A 19,167-nucleotide genomic window follows, 5' to 3' on the forward strand; every position below is an offset into this window, starting at 1 on the left:
GGCAGGCACTGGGCGGGTTCGATCGTCCGCAGGTCAGCTTCAACTACCTCGGCCGGTTCGCGACCGCGTCGACCGAGGGCATGGACGACGTCGGCTGGATTCCGGTGTCCGACGCGTCCCTCGGGGATGCGCAGAATCCGACGATGCCGGTCCCCGCGCTGCTCGACATCAACGCAGTCACCAATTCGACGCCTGCCGGCCCGGTGCTCGACGCGACGTTCGCGTTCCCGACGGGTGTGTTGTCCGCGTCCGAGGTGGAGCGGCTCGTCGAACTGTGGATCGAAGCGCTGACGGCGCTGACCGTGCACGCGGCAGGTACCGATGCGGGTGGATACACCCCGTCCGACCTCGAGCTCGTCGATCTCGACCAGGCGACGATCGTGGACCTCGAACAGCGCTTCCCGGCGCTCGACGACGTCTGGTCGATGTCGCCTCTGCAGTCGGGTCTGCTGTTCCACGCGCGCCTCGCGGGCGAGGTGGGACACGGCGTCGCAGCGGGTGCCGACGACGGCGTCGACGCGTACATGGTGCAGCTCGGCCTCGAGCTCCGCGGAACGGTCGACGCGACGCGCATGAAGGCGGCAGCTCAGACGCTGCTGGATCGCCATGCGAACCTGCGTACCGCGTTCGTGCACGACGCCGCAGGCCACTCCGTGCAGGTCGTACAGACCGGGGTTCGGGTGCCGTGGAAGCAGGTCGACCTGCGCGGCGCCGACGACGCCGAGAGCGCGTTGGAATCCGTCCTGGCCGAGGACAGGGGCACGCGGTTCGTGCTCGATCGTGCGCCGTTGCTCCGGTTCACCCTGATCACGAAGGCCGACGGCGAGTGGCGACTGCTGCTGACCAATCACCACATACTGCTGGACGGCTGGTCCACCCCACTTCTCATCAAGGAACTGCTGACGCTGTACGCGACGGCGGGCGACGACTCGATGCTGCCGCGGGTGCCTGCATACCGTGACTATCTGTCGTGGATGAAGAAGCAGGACCCGGAAGTGTCGACGGCACAATGGGTTCGGGCGCTCGCGGGTGTCGAGGAGCCGACGCTGCTGGCCGCCGCGGACCGCGGCCGTCAGTTGTCGACGGTGTCGCTCGAGACGACGCGATCGCTGTCCCTGGAGACGACGGCGGCACTTCGCGACCGTGCGGCTCAGCGCGGTGCGACGCTCAACACGTTCGTGCAGAGCGCGTGGGGAATCGTGTTGGCCACGTTGACCGGTCGTCACGACGTCGTCTTCGGCGCCACCGTCTCGGGTAGACCGCCGGAGATTCCGGGCATCGAGTCCATGATCGGCCTGTTCATCAACACGCTGCCGGTCCGCGTCACACTCGACCCGGCAGAGCCGATCGGCGATCTCGTCGACCGGATCCAGGTGGAGCAGGCGTCACTGCTCGATCACCACTACATGGGTCTCACCGAGATCCAGCGTGCCGCCGGCGCCGGCGTCGCGTTCGACACCCTCACCGTGTTCGAGTCGTATCCTGTCGATCGCGCGGGACTGTCGGAGGACACCGACATCGCAGGCATGCGCGTCGCCGACGTCGTGGGCAAGGACGCCGCGCACTATCCGCTGACGCTCGTCGCGTCGGTGGACGATCGACTGCATCTGAAGGCGAAGTATCTCCCAGATCTGTTCGCCGAGAACGAGGTCGAGCGCATCGTCGGCCGCGTCGAACGCGTGCTCCACGCGATGCTGTCCGACGACCGCAGGCCGGTCGCAGGCATCAGGCTGGTCGACGACGCGGAGCACGACGCCCTGGCACCCGTCTCGGGACTCGAAGGCGGGTCGACGCGGTTGCTCGCGCAGGTCTTCGAGCGTGCGGCGTCGATGGACCCCGATCGGATCGCGCTGCGCTACGACGGCAGGTCCGTCGACTACCGCGAACTCGATCGCCGGTCGTCGCAGCTGGCACGCCTGCTGCTGCGCCGCGGAGTGGCAGCCGAAACGTTCGTTGCGCTCGGCCTGCCTCGGTCGGTGGAGTCGGTCGTCGCGGTGTGGGCCGTCGCCAAGACCGGAGCGGCATTCGTTCCGGTGGACCCGGGTTATCCACGCGATCGCATCGACCACATGCTGTCCGATTCGGCCGCCCGATTCGGCATCACGACGACGACGAATCGCGACGATCTTCCGGCCGCACTCGTCGGCGGTGAGCCCTGGATCGTCGTCGACGACGTCGACACCGAGTCCGAACTGGCGTCGTTGTCGTCCGAGCCTCTCACCGAGACCGAACGCGTCGCAGGCGTCGACATGTCCAGCGCGGCCTACGCGATCTACACATCGGGTTCGACGGGTCTGCCCAAGGGCGTCGTCGTCACCCACAGCGGCCTGGAGAATTTCGCGAACGAGCAGATCGATCGGTACTCGCTGACGCCGGACGCACGGACGTTGCACGTGTCGTCGCCGAGCTTCGACGCATCCGTACTCGAATATCTGCTGGCGTTCGGTGCAGGCTCGACCATGGTGATCGTCCCGCCCACCGTCTACGGCGGCGACGAACTACGGGCCATCATCGCGGCGGAAGGCGTCACGCACGCGTTCATCACGCCCGCTGTGCTGGCCTCGGTGAATCCGATCGGGCTCGACACGTTCGAAAACGTCGTCGTCGGCGGCGAAGCAGTGCCTGCCGAGCTCGTGACGACGTGGGCGCCCGGCCGTGCCCTGTTCAACGGATACGGCCCGACCGAGACCACCATCATGTCGAACATCAGCGATCCGCTCGACGGCGATTCGCTGCTCACCATCGGCGGCCCGATCCGCGGCGTGGAAGCGGTCGTCCTCGACGGCCGGATGCAGCCGGTTCCCGTCGGCGTGCAGGGAGAGCTCTACCTCGCGGGCGCAGGCCTGGCACGCGGCTACCACGATCGTCCCGGCCTCACCGCGGAGCGGTTCGTCGCCAATCCGTTCGGCAAGCCGGGAACGCGGATGTACCGCACCGGTGACGTCGTTCGGTGGACGCCGGAACGCACCGTCGAATACGTGGGACGCAGCGACTTCCAAGTCAAGGTGCGCGGCTTCCGTATCGAGCTCGGCGAGATCGACGCAGTGTTGTCCTCGCACCCGAGCGTCGACTTCGTCGCGACGGTGGGCGCCGAATCACCCTCCGGCACTACGGTTCTCGTGTCATACGTTCGTCCGGTGGACCGGACGGCGGAACTCGACGTGTCGGTACTGACCGAACACGCGGCCGCCAGCCTGCCCGGACACATGGTGCCGTCGATCATCGTTCCGCTGGAACAGATTCCGCTGACGCCCGTCGGCAAGCTCGATCGCCGAGCACTGCCGACACCCGAGTTCGGTGCCGAGACCGCCGACTACGTCGCGCCGCGCGACGCGGAGGAAGAAGCGGTCGCCGCGGTGTTCGCCGACATCCTCGGAGTCGACCGCGTCGGAGCACTGGACGGATTCTTCGACCGCGGTGGCGACTCGCTGTCCGCAACGCGCGTGATCGCACGTGTCAATGCGACGACGTCGAGCAGCCTCGGTGTCCGAGCCATCTTCGAAGCCCCGACGGTGGCGGCGCTCGCCGCACTCGTCCGCGGATCTTCGGCTGTGGACGGCCGTCCGGTACTCGGCGCGAAGGCGCGACCTGCGGAGATTCCGCTGTCGCTCGCGCAGCAGCGGATGTGGTTCATCAACCGCTTCGACCCGTCGTCACCGGCGTACAACGTGCCTCTCGTCGTCCGGCTGACCGGCGAGCTCGATCCGGCCGCTTTGACGGCGGCGGTGTCGGACCTGCTGGATCGGCACGAGTCGCTGCGCACGACGTTCCCCGCCGGAGCCGATGGACCGCAGCAGCTCGTACACCGCACCGAGGACGTCCTTCCGACGGTCGTCGTGACGCCGGTGGAGGAGAACGACATTCACGAGGCCGTCGGACGCTTCGTCGGCGTCGGTTTCGACGTGGCGACCGAGATTCCGATCCGCCTCGCGGTGTTCGAGGTCCCGTCGCCCGACGAGCCCGTCCACGTCCTCACCGTCGTCGTGCACCACATCTCGGCCGACGGCGCGTCGATGGCGCCGCTGGCTCGCGACGTCATGACCGCGTACCTGGCACGAACGCAGTCGACGGCTCCCGCGTGGGAACCGCTCGAGGTGCAGTACGCCGACTACACGCTGTGGCAGCGCGAGCTGCTCGGCGACGAGGACGATCCGACGAGCATCGCCTCACGTCAGCTCGAGTACTGGCGCACGACGCTGCGCGGTCTGCCCGAGCTGCTTCCGTTGCCGACGGACAAGCCCCGTCCGACCACGCAGACATTCGTCGGTGGCCGCGTCCGATTCACGATCGACGCCGAACTGCACGTCAGGCTGACCGAGTTCGCCCGGACTCACCCGGCGACGATGTTCATGATCGTGCACGGTGCGTTCGCGGTGACTCTGTCCAGGCTCAGCGGCACCGACGACATCGCCATCTCGACTCCGATCGCCGGCCGCGGCGAGGCGGCACTCGACGACATCGTCGGCATGTTCGTCAACACCCTCGTGCTGCGGACCGTCGTCGTGGGCGCCGAGTCGTTCGATGCGCTTCTGCGACGCCTCGTACACGACGACCTCGAAGCGTTCGCGCGCGGTGACATCCCGTTCGAGCGGGTGGTCGAAGTGCTCAACCCGTCGCGTTCCACCGCGTATGCGCCGTTGTCGCAGGTCGCGTTGTCGTTCCAGAACAACGAACGGGCGCGACTCGACCTGCCGGGCCTGGTCGTGGAAGGCGTCGACATCGACGTGCCGGTGGCCAAGCAGGACCTGCAACTGCTGCTGTCCGAAACGTTCGACGAACAGGGCGCACCCGCCGGTATCGACGGTGCGATCGACTATGCGACCGCGCTGTTCGAACCGTCGACCGTTTACTCGTTCGCCGAACGCTTCGTACGCATCCTCGATGCGGCGATCGGCGCACCCGATGCTCCAATCGGCGACATCGACATCCTCACCGAGACCGAACGGCCGCTGTTCGCGCCTGCGCGCGGCGACGACGGGGGAGAACCCTCGACGTGGCCCGAAATTCTCGCGCATGCCGTCCGGGAGAATCACGACGGCATCGCCCTCGAGTACCTCGACCGAACGCTGACGTACGCCGAACTGGACTCCGTCTCGACCCAGATCGCGCGCATGCTCATCGATTACGGCGCGGGACCGGAGACGTACGTGGCGCTCGCGATGCCGCGGTCGATCGAATCGGTCGTCTCGACATGGGGCGTCACCAAATCGGGCGCCGCGTTCCTCCCCGTCGATCCGAACTACCCGTCCGAGCGCATCGCTCACATGCTGGACGACTCCCGGTCTCCGATCGGCCTCACGTTGTCTGCGTTCCGAAATCAGTTGCCGGACAGCGTCACCTGGCTCGTCGTGGATGACCCGGAGTTCGTCGCCGACGCCGAGCAGTACCCGACGGATCCGGTGACCGATGCGGACCGAACGTCGGCTCTGCAACTCGACCATCCGGCGTACTTGATCTACACGTCGGGGTCCACGGGTCGTCCGAAGGGTGTGGCCGTCCGACACCGCGGAATGTCGAACCTCGAGCACGAGGTGACACTGCGGTTCCACCCGACGCGGCAATCGCGCATCTCGCACAACGCGTCACCGAGTTTCGACGCGTCCGTGTACGAGATGACGATGGCCATCGGCGTCGGTGCGATTCTGGTCATCGTCCCGCCCGGCCTCTACGGCGGCAGTGATCTGGCCGACTACCTCGAAGCGCACCGGGTGACGCACACGTTCCTGACACCCGCGGCGCTCGCGTCCATCGACGCCGACAGGCTTCCCGACGTGGAGGTGCTCGCACTCGGCGGCGAGGCGGTGACGTCCGAACTCGTCGCCCGCTGGGCGCCCGGACGCGAACTGTTCAACGGGTACGGCCCGACGGAGACGACCATCCAGGCCAGCGTCGGCGGCCCGCTCGCGGCCGGTGCTTCGATCGACGTCGGTAGCCCGGCGATCGGGTTCCGGTACCTCGTGTTGGACGAGCGACTCAGGCCCGTGCCTGCGGGGGTCGCCGGCGAGCTGTACATCGCCGGACCCGCGACGGCCCGCGGTTACCTGCACCGGTTCGCGTTGACCTCGGAACGGTTCGTCGCGGATCCGTTCGGCGAGCCCGGCGAGCGTATGTACCGCACGGGCGACGTCGTCCGCTGGACGAGTGGTCACACGATCGAGTTCGTCGGACGCAGCGACTTCCAGGTCAAGGTGCGCGGCTTCCGCATCGAACTCGGTGAGATCGACGCCGCGCTCACCGAGCACGACGCGGTCGGCTTCGCGGCGACGATCGGTCACACCGCGCCGTCGGGTGACACGGTTCTCGTCTCCTACATCCGGGTGAACGACGAGCACAGCGTCTCGACGACGCAGCTGACCGACTTCCTCGCCGCATCCCTTCCGCGGCACATGGTGCCGACGGCGATCGTCGAACTCGACGAGATTCCGTTGACTCCCGTCGGCAAGCTCGATCGCCGTGCTCTTCCGGTACCGGAGCTGGGGTCGACATCGACGCCGTACCGTGCGCCGTCGACCCCGACGGAGACCGCGGTCGTCGCGGTGTTCGCCGACATCCTCGGAGTCACCACGGTCGGAGTCGACGACAACTTCTTCGATCTCGGTGGTACCTCCCTCGTCGCGACGAGGATCGTGCCCGCACTCGAAGCGGCCGTCGGCGTCCGGGTTCCGCTGCAGGCGCTGTTCCTCGATCCGACGGCAGGCGGTCTCGCCGCGCGGATCGACGCAGGGGAAGGCACGTCGACATCCCAGCTCGACGCCGCGTTCTCGGTCGTGATCCCGTTGCGCGCGGAGGGCAACGGAACGCCGTTGTTCTGCGTCCACCCGGGAATCGGCCTGTCGTGGGGTTACTCGGGAATCGTGCGGCACCTCGACGACGACCGTCCCGTCTACGGTCTGCAGCTGCCGAGTATCTCCGAAGGTGGGCGGTTCGAGTCCATCCAGGAACTCGCACACCGGTACGTCGAGGAAATCCGCGCGGTTCAGCCGGACGGGCCGTACAACGTGCTCGGGTGGTCGCTCGGCGGCGCCATCGCGCATGCCGTCGCCGTCGAGTTGCGTGCGACGGGTGCGGAGATCGAGTCGCTGACGATCATGGACAGCTACGTTCTCGATCCTGCCGAGACGACCGCGGGTGAACTGACCGTCGAGGAACTTCTCGAGGGCCTCGGCGTGGACGTCTCGCGTGACGAGTCCGAACCTGCCCTGACCTACGACGGTGCCGTGACGTTGCTGAACGACGCCTTCGGACAGGACACCGGCCTGACTCCCGGTCACCTCGAACGAATCAATGCGGGATTCTCGAATTCGACAGCTTTGATGAATGCATTCGTTCCGGATGAGTTCGACGGTGATGTTCTGTTCTTCGCGGCCGCACGGGGATCCGGTGACGGAGTTCGACGAGAACCGTCGCAGTGGAATTCGTTCGTGTCCGGAGAAATACGTATTCGATCGATCGATTGCGCGCACAATCAAATGATCGAGCCGGAGGTTCTCGCGGAAATCGGAAAGGAACTCGAAGAGTATCTCGACAGATGATTTCTGGTTCCGACGAATTTTGCTTCATTCGGTCACAGAACGCGCGGTAGCGAATACCATCGTGACCTACGCACGATCCATTTCGCCGAACTACGGTCTGGGGATGCCTGTGAAACGAATCAAGTCCGTGTCAGCAACCATCGTGGCGGTCGTGGCCACGACCGCGGTCACCGTGGCTCTCGGCAGCGGCCCTGCGAATGCTGCACCCGCAGCAGAGTCGGTCGGCTTCGAAACGTCGGCCACCCCCGAAGGATCGGTGAGGACCGTCCTCGACGGCGGCGCCTTCCGCCTCGACGCGTCGGCGTCGGCGGTTCAGGTCGTCGGTGATTCGGGGGCGGTGCTCGCGAGCCTGCCGCTGACGTACACGGTGAACGGAACGCAGTATTCGATCGCACCGTCGATCACAGGGGAGCGGCAGCTTCTGCTCACACCGCAGCCGGCCGCGTTGGTCACCGACGTGGCCGGACCGGTGACGAAACAGCAGGCGCTGGACAACCTGCTCAGCCAGACCGGAATCGGACTGGCCAACGGGGGAGCGGCAGGAGCAGCCGTAGGTGCGGCACTCGGACTTGCGATCGGGTGTGTGTCGATCTTCCCCAATTTCATCGCGGGTTGCATCATCGGTACAGCGATCGGTGTCGTGGCGGGCACGATCATCGGGACGAACAACGCGAACCCCAACATCGGGCCTGCGGCGTTCGAGTACTTCAACACTCCGTAGACGGCACGACGAAAGATCGGGCCGCAACGGTGTCACCGTTGCGGCCCGATCTTTTTCGATGGGTAGGTCAGTTGTTCGTGTTGTCCAACGCGCGGCGCATCGAGACGGCCTTCACCATGGTCTCGGTGAATTCCTCCTCGGGATCCGACAACGCCACGATTGCGCCGCCGACACCGAAGGTCACCTCGTGCTCGGTGGAGACGATGGTTCTGATCACGATCGAGAAGTCGGCGGTGCCGGTCAACGAGAAGTAGCCGATCGCTCCGGAATACACCCCGCGAGGGCCGTCTTCCAGCTTGTCGATGATCGCCATCGTACGGATCTTCGGCGCTCCCGTCATCGAGCCGCCCGGGAATGCAGCCCCGATGCAGTCCACGGCCGACGCGTCCTCACGCAGACGGCCCCGAACAGTCGACACCAATTGGTGCACAGGAGCATAGGTTTCGACATCGAACAGCTTCGGTACGTGCACCGAACCGGGCACGCACACGCGAGCGAGATCGTTACGGACCAGATCGACGATCATGAGGTTCTCGGCGTTGTCCTTCTCGTTCGAGAGAAGATCCGCCCGCAGCAACTCGTCTTCCGCCTCCGTTGCGCCCCGGGGACGCGTGCCCTTGATGGGCTTCGACTCCACGATGCGGTCGGCGTCGATGCGGAGGAAGCGTTCGGGCGATGCGCTGGAGACGGACAGGTCGTCGAACCCGAGGAACGCGCTGTACGGGGTCGGATTGATCTCGCGCAGACACGAATACGTGCCGAGCGCGTCGATCGGTCCCGGGAACGTCGCCATGTTGGTCAGACACACCTCGTAGGTCTCACCCGACCGGATGTCGGCGAGACACTGTTCGATCAGTCCGATGTACTTCGCGCGATCGTGGCGGAGCTGCAGATCCGCTTGCACCGTCGGAGCGACCAACGGCTGTTCGGGCTCCGGCTCGGAACGACCTCGAACTCCGTCGAGACGCCGCAGCGACTCGGTGATCGATGCGAACCAGTCGAGTGTCGCCGGCTCCTCGTGATCGGCGACCAGCGCCAGAACATGGCACCGCCCGGCGTCGTGATCGAACACGAGCGCGCGGTCGGCGAAGACCATCGACGCGTCCGGAGTCGGGGCAGTGTGGACCAGCTGACCTCCCACGTCTGCCTTCAGTTCGTACCCCAGATAGCCGACGTACCCGAGACCGAAGGCGAACGGATGGTCGTGCAGCGGCGGGACGGCGCGTTCCGTCAACTGCCGATTCAGGTAGTCGAAGAACGTCGAATCCACCGACTCGACGGTGCCGTCGCTGCGCTGCACGTTCACGCGCGCCGCGGCGACGCTGTAGGTCACGTATTCCGCACGGGGACCGGAACAATCACCCATGATGGAGAACCGTGAGTCCGCCTCCAACGCCGAGCTCCCGTCGAGCCAGAACTTGTTCGGACCGTCGGCGAACAATGCGCGAAAGACCTGTTCGGTATCGAAATCGCCCTCGACGCAACGGGTTTCGATGGCGTACGCGGACCGGGTAGGCGCAGTCTGCGACGTCGCGGCGGGCAGACTCAGATCGCGAAAGTTCGCCAGAAGCTCCCGTCCGTATTCGGTGCTGATCGACTCGGGGTGAAACTGCACTCCCCACATCGGAAGCGTGCGGTGGCGAACAGCCATGACGAGGCCGTCGGCCGTCCACGCACACGGCTCCAGGTCGTCGGGAAGCTCGATTGCGACGAGCGAGTGATACCTGACCACCGAGAACGACGACGGCAGCCCGTCGAACAGATCGGTGCCGGCGTGCGTGATCGTCGAGACACGACCATGCATCGGGAGCGGCGCGAGATCGACGTGACCACCCAGCACGTGACAGATGGCCTGGTGCCCCAGACAGACACCCAGCACCGGTAGACCACTCTCGAGAATCACACGCGACGAGATGCCGAGGTCGTGGGCGGTGGCGGGTCGGCCGGGGCCGGGGGAGATGACAACGTTGTCGTATCGGGCGAAATCCAATGTCTCCCAAGCGACGTCGTTCTTCACGACGGTGGGCGGAGTTCCGTTGACCTCGGCGAGTAGTCCGTACAGGTTGTACGTGAACGAATCGTAATTGTCGATCAACAAAGTGCGCACTGCCATGACGGCCACCTAACGCTGCCGCGGAGTCGAGGCGGGTCCGTCGCCGTTCGTCGATGCTGCGCCGTCCGAGTTCGACTCCAGCGAGGCTGCGACCGGGTCCGCGTCGATGATGACGTCCTCGACGCGACAAGCCTCTGCGATGAGCAGGGAATACACCGACGCCAGGAAGTCCTCGGACAGATCGTTGTTCCGCGCGAATTCACGAGCGCGGTCCTGCACGACACCGACACGGCCGGGCTGCATCATCGGAATATCGAAGTCTCGCTTCACATGTGCGACGCGAACGCACACGTCGATGCGTTCCTTGACCGCTTCCAGCAGCCGCCGGTCGATCGCATCGAGTTCACCGCGAAGCGATCTCAACAATCCGTCGGACTCGTCGCTCACGATTCGCTGCCCCCTCGTTCTGCAGCACAGCGCTGCGATTGCTCGATTTCAACGGTATTCACAACATATCGCGCTGACTTTCTGGACCGTTACCCCGACGACGATCGGCTCAGCCTTCGATTCTGACATCTCGGCGCGCCCCACGAGGGGAACAATGACCGACATTTTCGTTTTCGTCGTCGGATCGTTGCACGACGCCCGAAAAACAAACTTCGAGCCCATTCGAGACGAAAAAACTGCGCCGAACGAATGAATTCGTTCGGCGCAGTTGCATTTCGTACGCTCGGATTCGCGGAGTCCGAACGCGAACGGTGGTGCGCATCGGCGCTACCCGAGTATCAGGCTCCGCGTCGCTTCACCTTGAGGAGGTCCATTCGCTCCTTGAGAAGCTCTTCGAGCTCCTCGACCGAGCGACGCTCGAGCAACATGTCCCAGTGAGTACGAGGAGGCTTGACCTTCTTGGTCTCGGGCGCAGCGCCCTCGATCAGGGTGCCTTCCAGACCGTTGCGGCACATCCAGGTGCCCGGAATTTCGGCGTCGTCCGCGAACGGCACATCGAACTCTTCGCCGTTGTCGCAGCGGTAGCGGGCGACGCGACGAGGCGCGAGGTCGTGATCTCGATCGGTCTCGTAGCTGACAGCGCCGAGTCGGCTACCCCGAAGTACACGATCTGCCATTGTGAAGTCCTCTCCCTCGATAGTGCGTGCTGGGGCGGACGTCGTGCCTGCTGTACACGATCCCCACGCCACTCACAGATTCTTCAACGCGCCGAGCACGCCGATCGTTCCCGGTTCGGCGTGCGACACGAATCGATCCGCGCACAAGTACGCATCATTCTACCCGGCAGCACGCCGTAGGCTCGTGGGCATGTCACCGATGTCCCGACGAGCCCATGCGTGCGAATGGTGTGGACGCGAAGTCGCGGATTCCGGAATGGGGCGTCGGCGACGGTACTGCAGGCAGTCGTGCCGTCAACGCGCCTACGAACACCGAAGCGCAGTCAAGGGCACGTCGATCGCGGAGGATGCGGTCGTCCTGTCCGCGGACGAGGCGTCGGCCCTGATCGATCGAGCCTTCGAGGTCCGGTGCGCCGCCGAGGACGTGGCGATCGCGATAGGTGAAGGTGCCACGGCCGAGGAATTGACGCGCCTGTGCGACGACCTCGTATCGCGAGCACGGGACGCCGAACGACTTCGGTGAGGTGGGAGGGATCTGGACCGGTCCGGCAGTAGTGTTGTCGAATGAACACCGGCGAGGGCGAGGCTCAGCGCGAATGGAATGGCAAGGCGCGGAACGAGACCCCGACTCAGCAACTCGATCGCAAGAGGAACGCACTGCTTCAGGAGCTTCGAGTCGTGCAGACCGGTGTTCAGCTGTTGACCGGATTTCTGCTCACGGTCCCGTTCCAAGGCCGCTTCGATCAGCTGTCGTCGACTGGCCGGGCCGTGTATCTGGTCACGGTCGCTGCGTCGATCGTCGCGACGATACTGCTGATCGCCCCAGTCGGTATGCACCGTCTTCTGTTCCGCAAGCGGGCCATCGGATATCTGGTCCGAGTCGGAAACCGACTTGCCATTCTCGGGCTGTTGTCACTCGCCGTGGCGCTCGTCGGGGTAGTGACTCTGACGTTCGACCTGGTGCTGGGCATCGTCGGAGCCGTCAGTGCTGCGATCGTCGTCGCGGTACTGCTGATCGGCCTGTGGTGGGTCCTGCCGCGTAGCCATCTCGCGCATGGCGACATGGATTCCGGCGACGAATCCCGGATATCGGACTCTAGGGGTCCGACTGCGTCCTAGTGGTCGCGCAGCTTCTCGATAAGATCGTCCTTCTTCAGATCCGAGTAGCCCGACAGGCCGAGTTCCTTGGCCCGCGACTTCAGGTCGTCGACGGTCCAGTCCTTGTACGAACCCGAATGACCGCCCTTCGCGCCGACGGACGACCGACCCTTGTTCGCCGCGGCGTTGGAAATGCGAGCCGCTTTTTCTTTCGAGTTGCCTTCCTTGCGGAGCTCCTCGTACATGTCCTGGTCCTTGAGCTGCGGCTTCGAGTCGCTCGACGAATTCTTCGGCATGGTTCCTCCTGACGTCGTGTCGGGAGTCGGATATCCGTGCGTTGCGCTGTTCAAACGACGCCGTGCGGGGCCGGGAACCGTTGAATCCACGGCTGCGCTTCCTCGAGCTGCGCCGCGAGCTGAAGCAGGAGACGCTCCGAGCCGAGAGGTCCGACGAACTGCACTCCGAGGGGGAGGCCGTCGTCGGTCCAGTGCAACGGAACGCTGATCGCGGGGCGGCCGGTCAGATTGGCCAGCTGGGTGTACGGCACCCAACCGAGGTTCTGCTCGATCGCGTCGTCGAGCAAGCCGCTCAGTGCCATGACGCGCCCGCCACGCATGGCGTTCATGACGCGTGCTGCAAGTTGGACCAGAGGCGACGTCGCGGTTGCGCCGAGCCGCGGTGGGGGAGTTGCGAGCGTGGGGGTGAGGAACAGATCGAACCGAGTGTGGAACTCGGCGAGGGACCGTACGTAGGTCCTCGTGTTCTCGAGAGCGGCGATCATCGCGTTCATCCCGCTGTGACGGCCGAACTCGGCCATCGCCAGCGTGTCTGGTTCGAACTGCGAGTTCTTCGCACCGAGACGGGCCTTGATGTCGACGACCTGGGCGTACACCTGCGCGAACCAGATCGTCAGGAAGTCACGGGACAAGGACCGGTCGTCGTAGGGGGGAGCCACCTGTTCGACGCGGTGGCCGAGCCCGGTCAGCAGCGTCGCGGCCCGTTCGACCGCCGCGACGGCTTCACGGTCGGGGTTCGGGTTCACCGACGACGAGATGGACCAGCCGATGCGCAGCTTCGCAGGACGGCGGTCGAGATCGGACGCGAACGGCGTGGTCGGGAACTGCGCCGAATAGTCGGCGTACGGGTCGGGGCCGACGATGGCGTCGCACAGTGCTGCGCTGTCGCGAACGGTTCGGCTCACCACACCTTGCCCGACCATCCCGAACAGGACCTCACCGGTCTGTGGTCCGTACGGCGAGAGACCGCGACCGAGTTTCAACCCGACCAGTCCATTGCAGGCAGCCGGGATGCGGATGGATCCACCGCCGTCGTTGGCGCCCGCTGCAGGGACGATACCGGCGGCGACTGCGGCGCCGGCACCACCGGACGATCCACCCGGCGTGCGTTCCGGGTTCCACGGATTACGGGCGGGGCCCCACAGTTCCGATTCGGTGACGCCCTTCGCGCCGAACTCGGGGGTGTTGGTCTTTCCGAAGATCACCAGACCGGCATCGAGGAACCGCTGTGTGACCAGTGCATGTTCTGCGGCGACATCGTTCTTCAGTGATTGTGAACCGTACGACGTCGGGTAACCCTTGTACTCCTGCGCCAGATCCTTGATCAGGAACGGGACACCGGCCAACGGCCCGGTCAATTCGCCGCTGTCGGCACGCTCGTCGGCAGCAGCGTCCATTCGCATGACGATGGAGTTGAGGCCACCGTCGACGGCGTCCGCCCGCGTGCGCGCCAGATTCAGCAGTTCGCGGGGCTTGACCTCGCCGGTTCGAACCAGCTCGGCCAGAGACGTGGCGTCGTTGGACACGTATTCGGCGAATTCCACCGGGCGATGCTATCCCGGGCCGGGCCGCCGTTCGATGGATTCCGCCCCGCGAATCGTTCCCCGGCTGGGCTACTCGGCTATCGATCGCGAAAAGCGCGCCCGGCCTTGTTCTCTCGCGGCCTGAGGCTGCTGTTCGGCAGCGTCGGCGCGGGCAGATGTTGAGTATCCCCCTCGTAGCCCTGCACCTGGCCGAACCTGTCACTGTGCGCCTGCCACTGCTCGCGGTAGCGCTCGATCTCGGAGTGCGTGCGGCCGACGAAGTTCCACCACATGATGATGTCCTCGTTCAACGGCGTTCCACCGAGCAACACGACACGGGCCGCAACGTCGGCGCCGACGTTGCGCAGGTGAAGACGCGTCGCGCCGACCCCGATGTATCCCATCTCGGTTCGAACGAGCGGTTCGGCTGCGGACTCGACGACCTGCACTGTTCCGTCGTCGACGAGGACACCGTGTTCGAACGTGGGGTCCACGTCGAGCTCGATCTCGGCACCCGGCGCGAACGTCAGCTCGGCCCCGAGCAACGGCGTGAAGGTGTGCACCGGCGACCGATCACCCGCACATTCGCCGAGAAACACGCGAACGGCGACGCCGCTCCGCTCGACGGCAGGCGGCACGTAGTGCGCGAAGTCGCGCGGCGTGTCCGCGGCGTCGGCCGGAAGGGCCACCCAGAGCTGGACGCCGTGCAGGATCGTGGTGTTCGACGTCGACACCTCGGTGTGCGCGATCCCGTGGCCTGCCGTCATCAGGTTCAGCTCACCGGGCCGCACCATCGCGTGATTGCCCATCGTGTCGCGATGTTCGATCTCGCCGGTGAACAGCCAACTGACCGTCTGCAGACCGGTGTGTGGATGCGGTGGTACGTCCATGCCACCCGTCGTCGACACGTCGTCGGGACCGTAGTGGTCGGCGAAACACCAGGCGCCGATCAACGACCGTTCACGCTGGGGCAGTGTGCGACGCACCGTCATCGCACGCGGTCCACCGAGCGGCACATCGCGCGCTGTGAGCACCTCCACGACGATGTCGCCGACGTCACCAGCAGTACCTGCGTCCGCGTCCGACCGGCAGTCGATCTCGGACGGCCGGGTTTCGAGGTTGCTCATGTGCTCATGTTCCTCCTCACCGGCGCACCTCGCCGGATCGGGGTGGGAACTGCCGTCGGTCGACGAGTAATGTCGATGCGCGAGAACGTGTTCGATCCCCTCCGTACGACCCGAGAGGCTTCCGTGACCCACAGCGATTCCGACGATGCACACTCTCCAGTGCTGCGGGTGTTGATCGACAAACATGATCCCGAAGTGTTCAAAGCGCAAGTCGCTGTGGCCAAGGCTGTCCGCGCCGCCACGCACGACGCCGGTATGGATCGCCGGTTCGTCGAGCTGGTCAACGTCCGTGTTTCCCAGATCAACAGGTGCGCATACTGTCTGGACGTCCATGGCGCAGCCGCAGTGGCAGCGGGGGAGACGCCGCAGCGGCTCTCGGTGTTGCCCGCGTGGCGGGACACGACGTTGTTCGACGATCGTGAACGCGCCGCTCTGACGCTCGCCGAGTCGGTCACCACGCTGCCCGACAGCGCCAGCCAGGATCGCGACTACGCATTCTCCCGAAAGGTGTTGTCCGACAAAGAGATTTCGGCATTGTGCTGGGTAGCAATCGCCATGAATGCCTTCAACCGCATATCGATCGTCAGCCGACACACGGTGCGACCTCAACAGTAGAAAGGCCACACGATGACCGCTTCGAACGACGACATCCGCGACCGCGTCACCGTCGCTCACGATGCTCCCGGGCAGCGCTACACCCTCGGAATCGACGACTCCGTCATCGGCTTCACCGAGTACCGCGACCACGACGGCCGGAGGGTGTTCTTTCACACCGAGACTGACGACGCCTATGCGGGCCACGGCCTCAGTTCGATCCTGGTGAAGAACGCACTCGACGACGTGCGTGCACAGGGCCTGCGAGTGGTCGCCGTCTGTCCGCTGGTGGCCAAGTACGTCGGCAAGCACACGGAGGTCCAGGACATCGTGGACCCGGTTACCCCACAGGTTCTCGAATTTCTCGACGCAGCGTCACAGTGAGCTAGATCCCGGCGACGAACTCCACACCTATAGAAACGTCACTGTGACGTTTCTATAGGTGTGGGCAGGGTCGGTGAGTCGGGGGTCCCGTGGCTTTGCGGTGCCGCCGAGACTCCATGAGGTGAACGACGATCGTGGGGCGAGAACCGCGACAATCGTGGGCCGTCGACGTCCCGGCGGATGCCGGCTGGACCGAGTGCGCGAACCGCGTGGAGATCGACGTTACGAGCGGTGTGAGACAGAGCGTTCCGATGTGTCGAGGCGTGACGCGTGTGCACCGTGTACAGCCAGTTCATGACTCGGCGCCCATGTCGGCGTTTTGCCGATAATCTACATTATGTCAACTAAGCGACCGGCCATCGACTAGCCAGCGCTTCGCAGATGGCACGCTGCTCTCCCTCGTCGTGCGTGTGCATCAGCAGCCCTTCGACGGTGAACACCGCAATCATCACTTCGGCGTCGACGGTCTCCGCGGAGACGCCGGCTGCTTCCAGTTCGGCACGGAACAGACTGCCTGTGAGTAGATGAAAGTTGTTGTGCCACTCCGCTACCGCCGGTGAATGCGCCACGCGAGCATGGACTGTCGTCACCAGGCCGCTCATCTCGGTCAAACGCCGCACGATCCACAGCACCCGAGCCGCAATCGGCTCACCCGAAATTGCCTGATACATCGGCCAGACGTCGGCCATGACAGCCGAGACGACCGCGACGAGTACGTCGTCCTTGTCCCCGAAATACCAGTAGATCGTGTTGGCTGCTACCCCGGCTTCCTTCGCCAGCTTGCTCATCGACGTCGCGTCGAACCCGCCCTCGACGAACAACCTGCGCGCCGCCGCGACGATCTCTTCGCGCTTCTCATCGGCAGCTTGCGGTTTCTTGTTCCGCGCCACGGCGACGTTCACCTCCACGACGATGTTTCTGGATTGGTCACTGGCTCTTGAATGGCATTCAAGAGCCTGCTAGCTTGTTGAATACCATTCAAGATACCTCGTGGAGGTTCTCTATGACGTCTCAGCGCAGTTACGTTCGGTCCGATGTCACCTTCGGATCCGGCGACGCGTCGTGCGCAGCCTGGCTCTACCGTCCGGACGGCGTCGCGAACCCGCCGATCGTCGTGCTCGCGCACGGCTTCGCGGCGTTCCGTGAACTCCGGCTCGACGCGTACGCCGCGCGGTTCGCCCAAGCCGGCTATGCCGCATTCGTCTTCGACTATCGCCATTGGGGTGCCAGCGAGGGTATGCCGCGCCGCATTCTCGACATCGGCAAGCAGCAGGCCGATTGGGCTGCTGCACTCGCCTATGTTCGGAGCCTCGACGGCATCGACACACGGCGAGTGGTGGCGTGGGGGTCGTCGTTCGGCGGTGGCCACGTCCTGAAGCTGGCCGCCCGAGACACCGGCCTGGCCGCTGCGATCATCCAAGTTCCTCACGTGAGCGGACCTGCGTCGGCGTTCTCCCAATCTCCGGCGTTGGTGGCGCGACTGATCCTGGGTGGAATCCGTGACCAAGTCCGGGCATGGACGGGGCGAGCGCCCTACCGCATGGCCGCGGTGGGACGGCCTGGCGACATCGCGATGATGACCTCACCCGGCGCCTACGAGCTGGTCGAACGCATGGGCGACATGCGTGAGGAACTCCTGGCGGAGAACGACGTCGCCGCCCGGATCGCTCTACGCGTCCCGCTCTACTCCCCCGGGCGCTACGCACGCGACGTGAGCGCCCCCGTCCTGGTCCAACTCGCTGCGAAAGACGACGTCACACCGATCGAGAAGGCCCAGGCCGTCGCTCGCCGAATTCCGAACGGTGAAGTCCACACCTACGACATCGGCCACTTCGAGCCGTACCTCGATCCCTACTTCGACACCATCGTCGCCGAGCAAATCGATTTCCTCGACCACCACTTGGGAGACCCACGATGACCACCGACACCGTTCGACGTACAGCCCTCGTCACGGGCGCCTCCGCGGGAATCGGAACCGCATTCGCCCGCCATCTCGCGGCAGAGGGTCACGACCTCGTTCTGGTCGCCCGACGCGCAGACCGGTTGGAGACGCTCGCACACGAACTGCGTCGGCAACACGCGGTACGCGCCGAGATCGTCGCGGCAGACTTGAGCGACCCGTCGACTCCAGCCGCGATCGTCGACCGTGCACACGAACTGGGCATGCCGATCGACATCCTCGTCAACAACGCAGGGCTGTCCTCGAGTACCAAATTCTCCGATACACCCTGGGAGTCGGTCGCTGCCGAGATTCAGCTCATGGTGACTGCGGTGACCGAACTGACTCACCGCGTAATACCCGGAATGAAGACGCGACGGTGGGGCCGCGTCGTGAATCTTTCGTCCCTCGCCGCGGTGTCTCCGCCGGGAGAAGGCCTGCTCTACACCGGAATAAAGACCTACGTCCTGAACATGTCCCAATCGCTCGACATGGAGCTGAAGCCCCACGGCATTCACGTCACCGCATTGTGCCCGGGCTTCACTTACAGCGAATTTCACGACGTCATGGGCACCCGCGACGCCGCAGACCGCCTACCGGGATTCATGTGGCAGCACCCCGAAGCCGTGGTCCGCGAGGGATGGGCAGCAGTCACCGCAGGAAAGCCCGTGTGCATACCCGGCGTGGTCAACAAGGTCTCCGCGGCAGCCATGCGGCCCATCCCTGGCCGTATCGGCTACTTCCTCGGACGGACACTCAACCCGTTCAAGTAAAGG

Annotated in this window: 15 protein-coding genes; 8 read left to right on the forward strand and 7 right to left on the reverse strand. The window is 65.1% G+C overall.

The annotated features are described in order from the left end of the window. Positions 1-8: 8 nt before the first annotated feature. Together RhoFasB10_RS07915 and RhoFasB10_RS07920 are read left to right on the forward strand one after the other, a co-directional pair. Positions 9-7,532, forward strand: coding sequence for a non-ribosomal peptide synthetase (locus RhoFasB10_RS07915; RefSeq protein WP_277345856.1), 7,524 nt, complete (start codon positions 9-11; stop codon positions 7,530-7,532). Positions 7,533-7,635: 103 nt separating this feature from the next. Further along, positions 7,636-8,253, forward strand: a complete 618-nt coding sequence (locus RhoFasB10_RS07920) for a hypothetical protein (protein WP_206030658.1) — start codon at positions 7,636-7,638, stop codon at positions 8,251-8,253. Positions 8,254-8,320: 67 nt separating this feature from the next. Here RhoFasB10_RS07920 and pabB read toward each other — a convergent pair whose 3' ends face one another. The 3 genes from pabB to RhoFasB10_RS07935 all read right to left on the reverse strand — a co-directional run bounded on the left by pabB (position 8,321) and on the right by RhoFasB10_RS07935 (position 11,430). Then, positions 8,321-10,366 (reverse strand): aminodeoxychorismate synthase component I, encoded by a 2,046-nt coding sequence (gene pabB / locus RhoFasB10_RS07925; RefSeq protein ID WP_068425844.1) that lies wholly within the window; start codon positions 10,364-10,366, stop codon positions 8,321-8,323. Positions 10,367-10,375: 9 nt separating this feature from the next. After that, on the reverse strand, positions 10,376-10,753 hold the full coding sequence (locus RhoFasB10_RS07930) for a chorismate mutase (protein WP_068424077.1): 378 nt from the start codon (positions 10,751-10,753) through the stop codon (positions 10,376-10,378). Positions 10,754-11,091: 338 nt separating this feature from the next. After that, entirely contained in the window at positions 11,092-11,430 is a 339-nt protein-coding gene (locus RhoFasB10_RS07935) for an RNA polymerase-binding protein RbpA (RefSeq protein WP_068424075.1), read from the reverse strand. A 199-nt stretch (positions 11,431-11,629) separates the two neighbouring features. On the opposite strand from RhoFasB10_RS07935, the gene RhoFasB10_RS07940 reads away from it, so the two are divergent. Then, positions 11,630-11,953 (forward strand): hypothetical protein, encoded by a 324-nt coding sequence (locus RhoFasB10_RS07940; RefSeq protein ID WP_114331000.1) that lies wholly within the window; start codon positions 11,630-11,632, stop codon positions 11,951-11,953. A gap of 41 nt (positions 11,954-11,994) precedes the next feature. Further along, positions 11,995-12,549: a DUF6328 family protein gene (locus tag RhoFasB10_RS07945; RefSeq protein WP_222634166.1), complete on the forward strand. Its 555-nt coding sequence runs from the start codon at positions 11,995-11,997 to the stop codon at positions 12,547-12,549. Here RhoFasB10_RS07945 and RhoFasB10_RS07950 read toward each other — a convergent pair. The 3 genes from RhoFasB10_RS07950 to RhoFasB10_RS07960 all read right to left on the reverse strand — a co-directional run bounded on the left by RhoFasB10_RS07950 (position 12,546) and on the right by RhoFasB10_RS07960 (position 15,474). Next, positions 12,546-12,824, reverse strand: coding sequence for a Rho termination factor N-terminal domain-containing protein (locus tag RhoFasB10_RS07950; RefSeq protein ID WP_167675889.1), 279 nt, complete (start codon positions 12,822-12,824; stop codon positions 12,546-12,548). The two genes, RhoFasB10_RS07945 and RhoFasB10_RS07950, sit on opposite strands and share 4 nt — an antisense overlap. Positions 12,825-12,874: 50 nt before the next feature. Beyond that, a complete protein-coding gene (locus RhoFasB10_RS07955) occupies positions 12,875-14,368 on the reverse strand; it encodes an amidase (RefSeq protein WP_068424071.1) in 1,494 nt (497 codons plus the stop codon). Between the two features lie 77 nt (positions 14,369-14,445). Next, positions 14,446-15,474, reverse strand: coding sequence for a pirin family protein (locus RhoFasB10_RS07960; protein ID WP_068425838.1), 1,029 nt, complete (start codon positions 15,472-15,474; stop codon positions 14,446-14,448). 123 nt (positions 15,475-15,597) lie between these two features. Here RhoFasB10_RS07960 and RhoFasB10_RS07965 point away from each other — a divergent pair, with 123 nt between their 5' ends. Together RhoFasB10_RS07965 and RhoFasB10_RS07970 are read left to right on the forward strand one after the other, a co-directional pair. Further along, entirely contained in the window at positions 15,598-16,089 is a 492-nt protein-coding gene (locus RhoFasB10_RS07965) for a carboxymuconolactone decarboxylase family protein (protein ID WP_254303468.1), read from the forward strand. A 12-nt stretch (positions 16,090-16,101) separates the two neighbouring features. Then, a complete protein-coding gene (locus tag RhoFasB10_RS07970; RefSeq protein WP_068424067.1) occupies positions 16,102-16,452 on the forward strand; it encodes a GNAT family N-acetyltransferase in 351 nt (116 codons plus the stop codon). 344 nt (positions 16,453-16,796) lie between these two features. On the opposite strand, the gene RhoFasB10_RS07975 is transcribed toward RhoFasB10_RS07970, so the two are convergent. Further along, the gene (locus RhoFasB10_RS07975) at positions 16,797-17,342 is read right to left on the reverse strand and encodes a TetR/AcrR family transcriptional regulator (protein WP_167676025.1); all 546 of its coding nucleotides are present in this window, start codon (positions 17,340-17,342) and stop codon (positions 16,797-16,799) included. A gap of 113 nt (positions 17,343-17,455) precedes the next feature. On the opposite strand from RhoFasB10_RS07975, the gene RhoFasB10_RS07980 reads away from it, so the two are divergent. Continuing rightward, positions 17,456-18,370 (forward strand): alpha/beta fold hydrolase, encoded by a 915-nt coding sequence (locus RhoFasB10_RS07980; RefSeq protein ID WP_167675891.1) that lies wholly within the window; start codon positions 17,456-17,458, stop codon positions 18,368-18,370. Continuing rightward, positions 18,367-19,164, forward strand: coding sequence for an SDR family oxidoreductase (locus tag RhoFasB10_RS07985; RefSeq protein ID WP_167675893.1), 798 nt, complete (start codon positions 18,367-18,369; stop codon positions 19,162-19,164). Before RhoFasB10_RS07980 ends, RhoFasB10_RS07985 begins: the two co-directional genes overlap by 4 nt. Positions 19,165-19,167: the final 3 nt, after the last annotated feature.

The sequence above is a fragment of the Rhodococcus sp. B10 genome (assembly GCF_011770055.1).
In the GTDB taxonomy this organism is placed as follows: Bacteria; Actinomycetota; Actinomycetes; order Mycobacteriales; family Mycobacteriaceae; genus Rhodococcoides; species Rhodococcoides kyotonensis_B.